Origin of the sequence: Desulfomicrobium norvegicum, assembly GCF_900114595.1 — a bacterium.
GTDB classification, from domain to species: Bacteria; Desulfobacterota; Desulfovibrionia; order Desulfovibrionales; family Desulfomicrobiaceae; genus Desulfomicrobium; species Desulfomicrobium macestii.
This window is the reverse complement of the sequence record NZ_FOTO01000008.1, coordinates 107,620-120,492: the sequence shown is the minus strand read 5'-3', so window position 1 is coordinate 120,492 and position 12,873 is coordinate 107,620. Positions and strand designations below refer to the sequence as shown.

At 57.6% G+C, this 12,873-nt stretch carries 14 protein-coding genes; 11 read left to right on the top strand and 3 right to left on the bottom strand.

Annotation, left to right across the window (positions count from 1 at the left end; genetic code table 11):
* Positions 1-40: 40 nt before the first annotated feature.
* Both BMZ24_RS12720 and purT read right to left on the bottom strand, forming a co-directional pair.
* The gene (locus tag BMZ24_RS12720; protein ID WP_161949152.1) at positions 41-574 is read right to left on the bottom strand and encodes a DUF2059 domain-containing protein; all 534 of its coding nucleotides are present in this window, start codon (positions 572-574) and stop codon (positions 41-43) included.
* Between the two features lie 237 nt (positions 575-811).
* Positions 812-1,993 (bottom strand): formate-dependent phosphoribosylglycinamide formyltransferase, encoded by a 1,182-nt coding sequence (gene purT, locus BMZ24_RS12715; protein ID WP_092192869.1) that lies wholly within the window; start codon positions 1,991-1,993, stop codon positions 812-814.
* 145 nt (positions 1,994-2,138) lie between these two features.
* Here purT and BMZ24_RS12710 point away from each other — a divergent pair, with 145 nt between their 5' ends.
* From BMZ24_RS12710 to BMZ24_RS12700, 3 genes are all read left to right on the top strand, one after another.
* On the top strand, positions 2,139-2,690 hold the full coding sequence (locus tag BMZ24_RS12710) for a glycine cleavage system transcriptional repressor (protein ID WP_092192867.1): 552 nt from the start codon (positions 2,139-2,141) through the stop codon (positions 2,688-2,690).
* Between the two features lie 10 nt (positions 2,691-2,700).
* Positions 2,701-4,074 carry a PFL family protein gene (locus BMZ24_RS12705; protein ID WP_092192865.1) on the top strand — a complete coding sequence of 458 codons (1,374 nt, stop codon included), beginning with the start codon at positions 2,701-2,703 and terminating at the stop codon, positions 4,072-4,074.
* 81 nt (positions 4,075-4,155) lie between these two features.
* Entirely contained in the window at positions 4,156-4,533 is a 378-nt protein-coding gene (locus BMZ24_RS12700) for a hypothetical protein (RefSeq protein ID WP_092192863.1), read from the top strand.
* A gap of 65 nt (positions 4,534-4,598) precedes the next feature.
* On the opposite strand, the gene BMZ24_RS12695 is transcribed toward BMZ24_RS12700, so the two are convergent.
* Positions 4,599-5,570: a calcium/sodium antiporter gene (locus BMZ24_RS12695; protein ID WP_092192861.1), complete on the bottom strand. Its 972-nt coding sequence runs from the start codon at positions 5,568-5,570 to the stop codon at positions 4,599-4,601.
* 373 nt (positions 5,571-5,943) lie between these two features.
* Between BMZ24_RS12695 and BMZ24_RS12690 the strand changes: the two genes are divergently transcribed.
* Genes BMZ24_RS12690 through BMZ24_RS12655 form a run of 8 tightly spaced genes read left to right on the top strand, consistent with a single transcriptional unit; the run spans position 5,944 to position 12,775 of the window.
* Positions 5,944-6,693, top strand: coding sequence for a cytochrome c3 family protein (locus BMZ24_RS12690; protein WP_092192859.1), 750 nt, complete (start codon positions 5,944-5,946; stop codon positions 6,691-6,693).
* A 7-nt stretch (positions 6,694-6,700) separates the two neighbouring features.
* The gene (locus BMZ24_RS12685; RefSeq protein ID WP_092192857.1) at positions 6,701-7,897 is read left to right on the top strand and encodes a 4Fe-4S dicluster domain-containing protein; all 1,197 of its coding nucleotides are present in this window, start codon (positions 6,701-6,703) and stop codon (positions 7,895-7,897) included.
* A 50-nt stretch (positions 7,898-7,947) separates the two neighbouring features.
* Complete coding sequence (locus tag BMZ24_RS12680) at positions 7,948-8,904, top strand: RnfABCDGE type electron transport complex subunit D (protein ID WP_092192854.1); 957 nt, start codon at positions 7,948-7,950, stop codon at positions 8,902-8,904.
* A 6-nt stretch (positions 8,905-8,910) separates the two neighbouring features.
* Positions 8,911-9,492, top strand: a complete 582-nt coding sequence (rnfG, locus tag BMZ24_RS12675) for an RnfABCDGE type electron transport complex subunit G (RefSeq protein WP_092192852.1) — start codon at positions 8,911-8,913, stop codon at positions 9,490-9,492.
* Positions 9,493-9,523: 31 nt separating this feature from the next.
* Positions 9,524-10,243 (top strand): electron transport complex subunit RsxE, encoded by a 720-nt coding sequence (rsxE, locus tag BMZ24_RS12670; RefSeq protein ID WP_092192850.1) that lies wholly within the window; start codon positions 9,524-9,526, stop codon positions 10,241-10,243.
* Positions 10,244-10,261: 18 nt separating this feature from the next.
* Positions 10,262-10,837 carry an electron transport complex protein RnfA gene (locus BMZ24_RS12665; protein WP_092192848.1) on the top strand — a complete coding sequence of 192 codons (576 nt, stop codon included), beginning with the start codon at positions 10,262-10,264 and terminating at the stop codon, positions 10,835-10,837.
* Between the two features lie 15 nt (positions 10,838-10,852).
* Positions 10,853-11,734 (top strand): RnfABCDGE type electron transport complex subunit B, encoded by an 882-nt coding sequence (rnfB, locus tag BMZ24_RS12660; RefSeq protein ID WP_092192846.1) that lies wholly within the window; start codon positions 10,853-10,855, stop codon positions 11,732-11,734.
* Positions 11,735-11,761: 27 nt separating this feature from the next.
* Positions 11,762-12,775 (top strand): FAD:protein FMN transferase, encoded by a 1,014-nt coding sequence (locus tag BMZ24_RS12655; protein ID WP_092192844.1) that lies wholly within the window; start codon positions 11,762-11,764, stop codon positions 12,773-12,775.
* Positions 12,776-12,873 lie beyond the last annotated feature (98 nt).

Below are 12,873 nucleotides of genomic sequence, written 5' to 3'. Positions count from 1 at the left end.
ATGCGGGGGAGCCTTCTTTTTCTTGGTCGGACGGAATGGTCTACTGCTTCGGAGCCGGAGCCGTCTGGGCAGGAGCCTCTGGGGCTGCTGCGCCTTCGAAATCCACACGCATTTCCTCGGTCAATTCTTCGAGCTTGGGCACGACACCCTGCATGTAGGTGCGGGCCACGGTCATGCTCTGCTGCATGAGTTCGGGCATCTTGGCGGTGACCTTCTTGCCCAGATCGGATTTGTAGAAGTCGACCAGACCCTTGGTTTCTTCCTCGGTGAAAACGGAGGTGTAGAGATCCAGATACTGCGTCTTAACCTTTTCCCAGGACATGTCTTCCTTCAGGATGGCGTCGAAGCGGGCTGAGTATTTTTCCAGCTTGGGTTTGTCGGCTTCCTGGATGTTCATCTGGGACGCGATCTGCTGGAAGATCATGGTCACTTGGGCTTTCATCTTTTCCATGACCGTGTCGCCGTCGGTGATCTTGATCAGCTCTTCGGCCAGTGCCCGATGTTCTTTTTCTCCGCTGTAGGCGGTGCTGCAAGCAAGTACGAAGCAAACAATAAAAATCATTTTTTTCAACATGTTGTCTCCTTGGCGGACAAAGGGGGCGATCCGTTTGCGCGGGTTGAACCGAAGCATGGCGGGATCTTGCCGTAAGAATGTTATGGCGGACATCGCCAGGACCGTGAATTCCTAGTGCAAGCCATCTCGGATTACAAGGGCTCAGGGCTCGTAAACAAGCCCGAAGCCATCGTCATCGAAGAGTCATGATCAGGACTGTGGATACACAAATCCGCAGCTCTGATCACGGGCTGTTTTCTAAAGCTGGATCGTGACCGCCGACGCGGCGTTCTTGGCCTTTTCCAGCGCTTTTTCCAGGCTTTCGTCTCGGGCAAGGGCCACACCCATGCGCCGCTTGCCGCTGACCTCTGGTTTGCCGAAAAGGCGCAAATCCGTATCCGGTTCGCTCAAGGCCGCCTCAAGATTTCCGAACAGCACCTGCCGCGATTCGCCTTCAACCAGAATGACACTGGAGGCGGCGGGGCCATGCTGGCGGATGTTTGGCACGGGCAGGCCGAGGATGGCGCGGGCGTGCAGCGCGAACTCCGAAAGGTCCTGGGAGATGAGCGTGACCAGTCCCGTATCGTGGGGGCGGGGGGAGACCTCGCTGAAGTAGACGGTGTCGCCCTTGATGAAGAGTTCCACGCCAAAGATTCCCCGTCCGCCCAGGGCTTCGGTCACGGATTGGGCCATCCGCCTGGCCTCGGTCAGGGCCGCCTCGTTCATGGGCTGCGGCTGCCAGGATTGCTGGTAGTCTCCATCTTTCTGGAAATGGCCGATAGGGGCGCAAAAGGATGTGCCTCCGGCGTGGCGCACGGTGAGCAGCGTGATTTCGTAGTCGAAATCGACGAATCCTTCGACGATGACCTTGCCCTTGCCCGTGCGTCCGCCTTCCTGGGCGTATTTCCAGGATTTCTCGGCGTCGGCCGGGATCCTCACCACGGATTGCCCCTTGCCGGAGGAGCTCATGATGGGCTTGACCACGCACGGGGTGCCCACGGCTTCCACTGCGGCCAGGTATTCCTCATAGGTCTCGGCGAAGCGGTAGGGCGAGGTGGCAAGGCCCAGTTCCTCGGCGGCCAGACGGCGGATGCCTTCACGGTTCATGGTCAGTTTCGCCGCGCGGGCCGTGGGGATGACGGTGTGGCCTTCGGCTTCCAGTTCCACCAGGGTGTCGGTGGCGATGGCTTCGATTTCGGGGACGATGTAGTCCGGTTTTTCATCCTCGATGATCCTGCGCAGAGCCGGCCCGTCCAGCATCGAGACGGTGTGGCTGCGATGCGCGACCTGCATGGCCGGGGCGTTTTCGTAGCGATCCACGGCTATGACTTCAACGCCAAGCCGCTGCAGTTCTATGACGACTTCCTTGCCCAGTTCGCCGGAACCGAGCAGAAGAACTTTGGTGGATGATGGGGAGAGGGGGGTGCCTATTTGTGCCATTTTTTCCTCGGTGGGGTTGATGTATCAGGGTGCCCGCCACGTAGCCTATCTCGTTTTGTTTGACCAGAGCCGTGTGGGGATAAGGCTTGACGCATGCCCGCGCCCCAAGCAATAGACCAGGACTTTCCCACGATTTGGAGGATCAATGAATAAATTCGTGCTGTCGGTCATCGGCAAAGACAAGCCGGGCATCCTGGCAAAAATATCGACCATCCTGTTCACCCATGGCTGCAACATCGAAGATGTCAGCCAGACCATCCTGCAAACCGAGTTTGCTTCTATCTTCATCGTTCTCAATCCGGACGACCATCCGCTGGATGAAATCGGGAGCAGTCTTAACGCCGCCCTTGAGGACATGGAGCTCAGCGCCCATTTGCGCCCCATGGCGGCTTCGGCACCGGTTGCAGCTTCCGCCGCGCAGCCCTTCGTCATAACCACCAGGGGCGTGGACAAGCCCGGCACCATCGCCGCCGTGACCGAGGCCATCGCCTCGCTCGCCTGCAACGTGGTTCACTTCCGGGCCATCATCACCCAGGATGACGGCGTGGACGAGATGATCATGATCTTCGAGGTCGATGTCCCCTCGGGTGTGGAGCATCGCCATCTGCGGCGGGTCATGCAGGAGACCTGTTCCAAATTCGGCCTTGACGTCTCGGTCCAGCACCGCGACATTTTTGAAACGATTCATAGAGTTTAGGAGACCAGGCATGCTCAACGACCGCGAGGTTCTTTCCACCCTGTCCATGATCAAGAACGAGAATCTGGACGTACGCACAGTGACCCTTGGCATCAGCCTGCTCGACTGCGCTTCCCACGATCTGTCCAGATTTACCGACACCATATATAAACGGATAACGACCCTGGCCAGGGATCTGGTCACGGTGTGCGACGAAGTTGGCGACCGTTACGGCATTCCCGTCGTCAACAAGCGCATTTCGGTCAGCCCCATCGCCGTGGCCGCCGCTCCCTTCGACAGCCGTGGCATGGTCGAGGTGGCCAAGACCCTGGATCAGGCCGCCAAGGACGTGAACGTCGATTTCATCGGCGGATTCGGGGCACTGGTCGAAAAAGGGATGGCCAAGGGCGATCTGGCGCTCATCGACGCCATTCCCGAAGCCCTGGACGTCACCCACCGCATGTGCTCGTCCATCAACGTAGCCACCACCCGGGCCGGCATCAACATGGACGCCGTGGCGCTCATGGGGCGGACCATCAAGGCTGCCGCCGCGCGCACGGCCGACCGCGACGGCTTGGGCTGCGCCAAGCTCGTCGTCTTCGCCAACATCCCCGAGGACGTGCCGTTCATGGCCGGGGCCTATCTGGGCATTGGCGAGGCCAGTTCCGTCATCAACGTCGGGGTCAGCGGACCGGGCGTGGTCAAGAAGGCCATCGATCGCGCCTTGCAGGACAATCCGGGGGCGCATCTGGGAGAGCTGGCGGACGTGATCAAGCGCACCGCCTACAAGGTCACCCGCGTGGGCGAGATCATCGGCCGCGAAGTGGCACGCATCCTGGCCGTGGAGTTCGGCATCGTGGACCTGTCCCTGGCTCCGACCCCCAATGTCGGCGACAGCGTGGGCGAGATCTTCCAGTCCCTGGGCCTGGGCGCCATCGGTGTGCCCGGTTCCACGGCAGCGCTGGCCATGCTCAACGACGCAGTCAAGAAAGGCGGCGCCTTCGCCAGTTCCCGCGTGGGCGGCCTGAGCGGCGCTTTCATTCCGGTCAGCGAGGATCTGAACATCGCGGCCGCCGCCTCGGCCGGACATCTTTGTCTTGAAAAGCTCGAAGCCATGACCGCTGTGTGTTCCGTGGGCCTCGACATGGTGGCCTTGCCGGGCGACACCACGGCCGAGACCCTGTCCGCGATCATCGCCGACGAAATGGCCATCGGCATGATCAACAAGAAGACCACGGCGTGTCGCCTCATTCCCGTTCCCGGGAAGAAGGCCGGCGACCGGGTCCACTTCGGGGGATTGCTGGGCGAGGCAGAAATCATGTCCGTGCGCAGCAACGGTGTTTCGGCTGGATTCATCAATCGGGGTGGAGGCATCCCGGCACCCTTGCAGGCTCTTATCAACTGAGTTTGAGTCTGACGCCTTGTCCGGCTATGATTTGTGGCCTGAAAAAGGCATTTTGCGGCGAGTGCCGCTTGGGAGGCATCTATGGAATCAAAAGACGTATTTGGAAAGGATCGCTTGGCTGCGGGGCTTGCCGCCTGCACCATCCTGCTTCTTTTTGTCTTTTTTTACGCCCTGCATCAGAATGTGGCCGGGCTTGGCAGGGAGATCGACGAGCTCAAATCGCTGAACAGCGCCGTGCTGGACCTCGATGCCCGGCATGCCACGCTGGACGGCAAGGTGACTGAACTTGGTACGCTCCCGAGACGGACATCGCTCATGACCATGGAGAATCAAGTCAAGGCCATGGCGCATGCCGCCGAGGACCTGGACCAGCGCCTGGATGGGAAACATCGCGACAAGCTCGCGGCCATCCGCCTGATGTTGCAGGAGATTGGCGAGGATCTTCATTCGGCCAAGTGAATAATGAAATAAAGTTGGCAAAGAGGCCCGCAAGCGAAAGTTTGCGGGCCTCTTTGCGTTCATTTTCAAGGGAACAGAGTCGCTTTGACCAGAAAGGCGGTATAGCCGACATAGCAGGCCAGCAGGGCCATGCCCGCATAGCGGTTGATGCGTCCGGGGCGTTTGAATCTGAAACCAATGACGAAAAGGGACAGGGTCAGGGCGGTCATGACCGGCAGATCGCGCGTGATGACATCCGGTTCGACATCCATGGGATGGATGACACCGGCAATACCCACCACGGCCAGGGTGTTGAAAAGGTTGGAGCCAAGCACATTACCGAGGGCAATGTCGTGTTCGCCCTTGCGGCTTGCGATTATCGAGGACGCCAGTTCCGGAAGCGAGGTGCCGAGCGCCACGACGGTCAGGCCTATGACAAGATCGCTCACGCCGAGGGCGTGGGCGATCTCCACCGCGCCCCAGACCAGAAGGCGGGAGCTGGCGATGAGCAGCACAAGGCCCGTGGCCAGCCAGAAGTAGGCGCGGCCCAGCGGCATGCACTTTGCGCACAGTTCCTCTCCCATCTCGTCCCCGAAGGCGTCGGGCTGGGTCTGCATGCCCTGACGCACGGTCCAGAACATGACCCCGGCAAAAAAAGCCAGCATGATCAGTGCGTCGGAGCGGGAGAGGGTGCCTTCGTGAATGAGATATGCCGTAACGGCGGTCATTGCCGTGAGCAGGGGCAATTCCTTGCGCAGCACCTGGGAGTGGATCTCGATGGGTTTGAGCAGGGCCGTGAAACCGAGGATGAGCGCAATATTTGTAATGTTCGAACCAAAGGCGTTGCCCAGGGCTATGCCGGGAGTTCCGTTCACGGCGGCCAGCGCGGAGACGACCATCTCCGGGGCTGAAGTCCCGAATCCGACGATGATCATGCCGATGAGCAGCGGTGGCATGGAGAAGTGGCGTGCGACACTGGCCGCGCCGTCGATGAAATGGTCCGCGCTCCAGACAAGCACGGCAAGTCCGACACAAAGGGCGAGAAAAGCGATAAACATGTGACACCGTATTCGCTAAAAATTGATCCGGACGCCTTGGATCCCGGATGATGGCAGGACAACAGACCACGTCGCCCTGAAGCATGAGTCTTCTATCATGTCGCGAAAAAAAGGTGAGGTCCAGACGTCATTTTCGACGGCGCTCATGGCTTTCCGAAGACCGGGGTTTTACGGGAGTATTCTGAGCAAAACAGTTGAGTTTAAAACCCATTTCAGATTTCTGTTTACAAAAAATCGATAATTGAATAGGCGTTCCGTTTAAGCAGGCTTTTGACGGGAAAAAGCTGCCTTGCGTTGTTGTTTTGTGGGGATGGATGCTTGAGTGAAGCATCCTGTCTTTAGTTGCGTCAAACCGGAGCACAAGGACACTGTCTTGAAAAAACGTTACGTACCCATCACCATTGTCTGCGGTATGTTGGCGCTTCTGGCCCTCGGCGGTCAGTTTGCACCAGCCCCATCGGAAGAGCTGCCCGTTCGTCTTCGGTTGGACAACAAGGGCGGCGATGTTGTCTTCACCCATTCTCGTCACGTGCAATACGTTGAAAAAGATGGTGGCAACTGTGCCAAATGCCATCATGAGAGTGAAAATCCAGGTTTGACTCCGCTGCCGTGTGGCTCATGTCATGCGACGGAATTTGATGCGAAGTTCTCTTCGGACCACCAGACCAGTCTGCCCGAGGAGACCTGCGCGCGTTGTCATCATGCCGAACTGGGCAAGCTTGTCTACAGTCATGACGACCATGCTGAGCAGTATGCTTCGAGCTGCACCGATTGCCATCACGACACGGACATCGAGGCCGAGCCGGGTGCTTGCAACCAGTGTCATGGCGAAAAAGCAGATGGCGACACGCCCGCCTTGCGCGATGCCGTACATGCCAAGTGCGAAAGCTGTCATGCCGAGATGTATGAGGAAAAATTGGAAGGTTGTAACGAATGTCATGAATTGCTGCCCGGTAAGGCTGGAAGCCTCCAGCCGTCCTGCAATTCCTGCCACTTCGATACTGACGCCACGCCCTTGCCGCATCGCATGGAGTCGTTTCACGATCAGTGCATGACGTGTCACGAAGAGGCCGGCAAAGGACCTTTTGGCGAAAAATCGTGTACCCGCTGTCATACCAGGTAAGACCATCATGATGAAACTACGCCTGAACACCTCGGTTGAGATCAAGGACACTCTGCAGGAAGTGCCGGCCCCCTTGCGGGTCAGGATTCCTATTGAGAGCAAACACAAACCCGTTGTAAAAAAGAAGCAGATTTTGGGGCGCGGCCAGGTCATCGCGGAAAATCCCACCAAGGGCGCTTACGGAATCGGCTTTGTGCATTCTTCCATTGATGGCATCGTCGAGGACATTCAGCCCGACGCCATCATCATAGGCCCCATCCCCGCGCCCAAGGAAGGGGAGGAGGCCGTGGCCGCTCCGAGGCCCGAGCCATGTAGCGAGCTGGATTCTCTCGGCAACGAGGAACTGTGCCGCAAGCTGCTGGAAATGGGCGTGGATACGAGCAGGTTTCACGCGACGCGCAACCTGATCATAAACGGCCTCAATCCCGAGCCCGGAGTGCTGGTCAGCGAGCAGCTCATGAAGGACGCTCAGGAAGTCCTGAAAGCCGGTCTCCAGATTCTGGAACGGGCCATCAAGCCCGGAGTGGTGAAACTGGTCGTCGCCAACGGCAAGCAGCTTTCCCTGCATGGCTGCACCACAGTCTATGCCAGCGACGTTTACCCGGCCACCATCGATCCCCTTGTCGTTTACGCCGCTACCGGAGCCGAAAGACCGGACAATGTCGATGTCATCTCGGTTTCGGCCCTGTACCGGATCGGTCTTGTGGCCATGACCAAGCTGCCTCTCATGGAAGCCGCCGTCAGTGTCGGCGAGAAGGTTTACCGCGTGCCAACAGGCATGACGGTGCAGGATCTGCTGGACACTACAGGGACGGCGTACGGAACAGAATGGAAGCTGGCCTTGAACGGTCCCATGCGCGGTGTTGCCGTGAGTGATCTTGGCGTAGGCATCGCACCCACCTGCACCGCCGTGACCCTGGTTCAGGAAGGGCTCTATCCTCCGGTACAGCCCAATCCCTGCATCAACTGCGGCGAGTGTGTTCTGGCCTGTCCCGCCCGGATTCATCCCGGGATGCTCTCCCGGTATGCCGAATTCAATATGTTTGAAAGTACTCAATCACAGCATGTCGGAGCTTGTTTTGAATGTGGCATGTGTACTTTCGTGTGTCCGGCCAATCGTCCCGTGATGCAGTATCTGCTTCTTGCCAAGAAGCAGTTGGCAGCTCAGGACGAAGCAGTGTCTACATGCAGATTGCAGGACTGATGCTTCCCGCGTCGTTTCAATCAGTCATGAACAAGGAAGGATAAAAACACATGGCAAGCCAGGATATTTCAAAGAAAATGTATTCCGTTGCTTCGGCTCCGCTGTGGCATTCCGGAGCAACACTACAAAAAAACATGCTTCATACGCTGCTGGCAATTTTGCCGGTGGTGGCGATGGCTGTGTATCGTTACGGTTATGATGCGGTAGTGGTCATGGCGTGGGCCGGGTTCACCGCCGTGGTCACGGAAGCCGTCGTGCAGAAGCTCATGAAGCAGGCGCCGACCTCTGACGATTTCAGCGCACTGGTGGATGGTCTGCTCTTTGCCTTCTTGCTTCCGGCCACTGCCCCTGCGTGGATGGTCATTCTCGGGACCGCGTTCATGGTCATCCTCGGGCGCATGGTCTTCGGCGGATATGGCGGCAGTCCGGTCTGCGCTCCGGCTCTGGGTTGGGCCGTGCTGGCCATCTCCTGGCCGGATCTCGTTGACCTGAACGGGATGCTTCTCAAATGGGACCTCATCGAACCATTGAGCGAACTCAAGTACTTCGGCCTTGATGCCATCTCCTCGGTCACTCCCATGAGCCTTCTGTTGGGAGAGAATCTCGGGGCCCTGGGCGCGTCCCAGGCTCTGATGATCGTCATCGGAGGAGCCTACCTCATGTCCAGAGGGCTGGTGCGCTGGTTCATTCCGGTATCCTTTCTGGCCGGTGTTCTAGTGGCTGGGTTTGTCTACAATTTCATCGATCCCCAGCTTTACGCATCCCCGGTCTTTCACCTGCTTTCCGGTAGCACCCTGCTGGCGGCATTTTTCCTGATGCCTTATCCGTCTTCCTCCCCAACGTGGCGCTTGCCGATGTTGCTGTTCGGCTTTTTCGGCGGTGTGATGGTGATCATCATCCGCACGTATGGCATCTATCCCGATGGCGTGCCCTTTGCGATTCTGCTGGCAAATCTCTGCACGCCGCTTTTTGATCTTATTCAACCCAAGCCCTTCGGCGGGAGGTAGCACGGTATGATGGAAATTGTACGAATGGTGGTTGTGCTTTCCGCCATCACCGGTCTTGCGGGTTTCGTCCTCTCCGGGCTCAAGGTCTGGACTACTCCCATCATCGAGGAACAGGTCCTGACCAATGTCCAGGGCCCGGCTTTGAAGCAGATTTTTTTGCAGGGCGACAATGATCCCATTGCCGATCGCAAGAAATTGCCCATGCCCGGCAATGAAGACGAGACCATTATCGTCTTCCCCTCCCTGAAGGGTGGCAAATTGCAGGCCGTGGCCATGGAAGCGTCCGGAAAAGGTTATGGCGGCGACGTGAACGTGATCGTCGGGTTTGACGTTGCAGCGGATAATCTCGTCGGAATCAGCGTCACCACCCACAAGGAAACGCCCGGGCTTGGTTCGCGCATTCAGGAACCTGCCTTTACCAAACAGTTCAAGGCCAAGGATCCGGCGAAAGCCGCCCTTAAAAAGGATGGCGGCGACATCGACGCCATTTCAGGCGCGACATTCTCATCCATTGCCGCGGCTGATGCTGTGAAGCAGGCCGCCGGATGGTATGCGGCCCTCAAGGATACGATCAAAACCACGTGGTAGTCGGCTAGCGATCATCCCAAGGAGAATTTTTATGGCCAGTTTAATGAAAGAATTCACCAAAGGACTGTGGAATGAACTTCCTCCGTTCCGCTTGGTGCTGGGTTTGTGTCCTGTCTTGGCCGTCACCAATACCGCCAACAATGGTCTTGGCATGGGTGCCGCGGTCATCTTCGTTCTCGCTCTTTCCAACTTCATCATTTCCCTGGTGCGCAACATCATTCCCAAAAAGGTGCGCATCGTCTGTTTCATCGCGATTTCCGCCTCCCTGGTCGTTACCGTGGAACTTCTCATGCAGGCATTTGCATATCCGCTTTACCAGCAGCTGGGCATCTTTGTTCCCCTTATCGTCGTCAACTGCATCATCCTTGGCCGGGCTGAAGCGTTCGCCGCCAAGAATCCCCCCCATCTGGCCCTGGCCGACGGGTTGGGGATGGGCATCGGTTTCACCTTGTCCCTGACTTTCCTGGGGGGCATTCGCGAGACCTTCGGTGCCGGTTCCCTGTTCGGAGTTAATCTGTTCGGACCGGACTTTCAGCCTTTCACCTTCATGGTCCAGGCGCCCGGAGCGTTTGTCTGCCTCGGGCTCATTCTCGCAGGCATGAATTTTCTGACTGCCTGGCAGGCCAAACGCAAGGGTGTTGTCCTGGATCCCAATTTCGATGCTGGTTGTTCCGGGTGCGCTGCCTGCAAGGGCCTGGAAAAAATCGTCAACCAAAAAAAGCTGGAACGGCTTGAAGCAGCCAAGGGCTAACAACGGGAGTGACGGCTTATGGATACTTTTCTGCTTTTTATCTCGGCCATCTTTGTCAACAACATAGTTTTGGCCCAATACCTCGGCAACTGTCCCTATCTGGGCTGTTCCAAGGAAAAAAGCGTGTCGATCGGGATGGGCGGTGCCGTAATTTTCGTGACCATCATGGCCACGATGTTCACCTTTCTCATCCAGAAATTTGTCCTGATTCCTTTTCACCTTGCCTACCTGCAGACCATCGTCTTCATTCTGGTCATTGCGGCGTTGGTGCAGTTCGTGGAAATGTTTTTGAAGAAAATGGTTCCACCGTTGTACAAGGCACTGGGTATTTTTCTGCCCCTCATCACCACCAACTGCGCGGTGTTGGGTGTGGCCATTCTGGTACAGCGTAAAGAATACGATTTCGTGACCTCGCTGCTTTATGCCGTCGCGGCTGGAACCGGTTTCATGCTGGCTCTTGTCCTGCTCGCGGGAATTCGCGAGCGTTTCGAGATCACGCGGATTCCTCGGGCCATGCGCGGTGTTCCCATAGGCCTGGTCATGGCTGGACTCATGTCACTGGCATTCATGGCGTTCAAGGGTATGATAGCCTAAGGTGGAGATTTCTTTATGATTACTGTATCCGTATTGACACTTTTCAGCTTGGGGTTCGCGTCGGCTGGTATTTTGGCCATTGCGTCCAAAGTCTTGTATGTCGAAGAGGACCCGCGCATCGAGGTTGTCACTGAGGCTCTGCCCGGCGCCAACTGTGGCGGTTGTGGATTCGCAGGTTGCGAAGCATACGCTGCCGCGGTTATCAATGACCCCGGCATGCCACCCAACAAGTGTTGCGCCGGCGGCCCCGATGTCGCCACCAGAGTGGCGGAGCTTACCGGCAAGGCTGCCGGTGACTCCGAACCAGAGGTCGCTTTCCGGCGCTGTATCAAGGTCGAAGGCAATGTCGCCAAAAAGTTCGAGTACTTCGGCATCGAAAGTTGTGCCGCTGCGAAGCTGGTGCAGGATGGCCCTGACGCCTGCAAGTATTCCTGCCTCGGATTCGGGGATTGTGTTCGCGCATGTCCCTTTGACGCCATGTGGATCGAGAATGATCTGGTTCATATCGCTCCGGATAAATGCACCAGCTGCGGCACGTGCGTGCGGACCTGTCCAAACTCGATTCTCGAACTCATTCCCAGACGCTCACGTGTGATGGTTTTCTGTTCGTCCCAGGACAAGGGCAAGGCCGTCAAGGATGTCTGTGAAGTCGGATGCATCAGCTGTGGCGCCTGCATCAAGAAATGCCCGGCCCAGTGCATCTCCCTGGTCGATGAGCGCATCTTCATCGATCACAAGGCGTGTCTGGCCTATGGTCCCTCTTGCGAGGAAGTGTGTGTGGAGAAATGTCCTCGCAATATCCTGCGTTGCCTGAATCCCGAGTTGATGTCGGCAGCGCCCGACATGGATCCCGCGCGTTATCCTGAAGAATCACATGTCGCGGACCTGAACGCCTAACCCACGCCACAGAATCGGAGCATAACAATGAAGCATGGGACCCACACTCAAGACCGCCGTGACTTTCTGAAAAAACTGGCTGTGCTCGCTGGAGGGGCAGCCCTGGCTCCCGCATTGCGCGTGGTTCCGGCCATGGCTGCCGTCGGCCTGGTCACGACCACCGAAAAGCGCATGCTCATGGGCACCATTGTCGGCATGACCGTCATGACGCCGAGCACGAATCAGGGGCAGGAAGCCATCGGCCGCGCCTTTGATGAAATGAACCGTTTGATCGGCATTTTGAGCCGATTTGATTCAAATACCGCCCTGTCCGTCCTGAATGTTCACGGACGTCTTTCCGGATCTCCGCAGGAACTGCTCGATGTCATGGCCCACGGGCGCACGTTGCACCGTCAATCCGGCGGACGTTTCGACATGACTGTCGCACCTGTGGTCAATCTCATGGAGCGTTCCAAGGGGCGGCCGGACGCGCGGGAACTCAAAGAAGCCTTGGCTCTGGTTGATACCGGCCGCTTGCGGCAGACCGGATCCGATCTGAAGTTCGCCGCTTCCGGTATGGGTGCGACTCTTGATGGTATCGCCAAAGGATACATAGCCGACTGCGCGGCGGACACGCTCAAGTCGCTCGGTGTCGTCCATTACATGATCGACGCCGGCGGAGACATCCGAGTCCAGGGTTCACCCAAGGGTGACGGCCGTCCGTGGCGCATCGCCATCGAAGATCCGGACAAGCAGGGTGACTATCCTGCCGTGATCGAAATGCGTTCCGGTGCGGTAGCCACTTCCGGCGGCTATGAAGTCTATTTTGATTCTTCCCGCAAATCGACCCATCTGATCAATCCCGAGACGGGCACTTCCCCGCAGTATATCAAGAGCGTCAGTGTTCAGGCGCCCACGGTCATGCAGGCTGACGGTCTGGCCACGGCGCTGAGTCTCATGTCTCCGCGTGAAGCCTTGCGCCTGACGTCTTCCCTGCCTGGTCATTCCTGTCTGCTGGTGACCTCCACCGGTGCACGTCTTGCATCTCCAGAGTGGAGTTAACAGCCAAAGATTATTGATTTTATCGATCACAAGAGCCGGCGAAAGCCGGCTTTTTTTTAGCAAATCGATGCCCCGATTCCATCCTGTCCGGCGTTTCT

Bases quoted from the DNA above. Each gene is read 5' to 3' on its own strand.
- BMZ24_RS12720 (WP_161949152.1), bottom strand. From the start codon at position 574: ATGTTGAAAAAAATGATTTTTATTGTTTGCTTCGTACTTGCTTGCAGC.
- purT (WP_092192869.1), bottom strand. From the start codon at position 1,993: ATGGCACAAATAGGCACCCCCCTCTCCCCATCATCCACCAAAGTTCTT.
- BMZ24_RS12710 (WP_092192867.1), top strand. From the start codon at position 2,139: ATGAATAAATTCGTGCTGTCGGTCATCGGCAAAGACAAGCCGGGCATC.
- BMZ24_RS12705 (WP_092192865.1), top strand. From the start codon at position 2,701: ATGCTCAACGACCGCGAGGTTCTTTCCACCCTGTCCATGATCAAGAAC.
- BMZ24_RS12700 (WP_092192863.1), top strand. From the start codon at position 4,156: ATGGAATCAAAAGACGTATTTGGAAAGGATCGCTTGGCTGCGGGGCTT.
- BMZ24_RS12695 (WP_092192861.1), bottom strand. From the start codon at position 5,570: ATGTTTATCGCTTTTCTCGCCCTTTGTGTCGGACTTGCCGTGCTTGTC.
- BMZ24_RS12685 (WP_092192857.1), top strand. From the start codon at position 6,701: ATGATGAAACTACGCCTGAACACCTCGGTTGAGATCAAGGACACTCTG.
- BMZ24_RS12680 (WP_092192854.1), top strand. From the start codon at position 7,948: ATGGCAAGCCAGGATATTTCAAAGAAAATGTATTCCGTTGCTTCGGCT.
- rnfG (WP_092192852.1), top strand. From the start codon at position 8,911: ATGATGGAAATTGTACGAATGGTGGTTGTGCTTTCCGCCATCACCGGT.
- rsxE (WP_092192850.1), top strand. From the start codon at position 9,524: ATGGCCAGTTTAATGAAAGAATTCACCAAAGGACTGTGGAATGAACTT.
- BMZ24_RS12665 (WP_092192848.1), top strand. From the start codon at position 10,262: ATGGATACTTTTCTGCTTTTTATCTCGGCCATCTTTGTCAACAACATA.
- rnfB (WP_092192846.1), top strand. From the start codon at position 10,853: ATGATTACTGTATCCGTATTGACACTTTTCAGCTTGGGGTTCGCGTCG.
- BMZ24_RS12655 (WP_092192844.1), top strand. From the start codon at position 11,762: ATGAAGCATGGGACCCACACTCAAGACCGCCGTGACTTTCTGAAAAAA.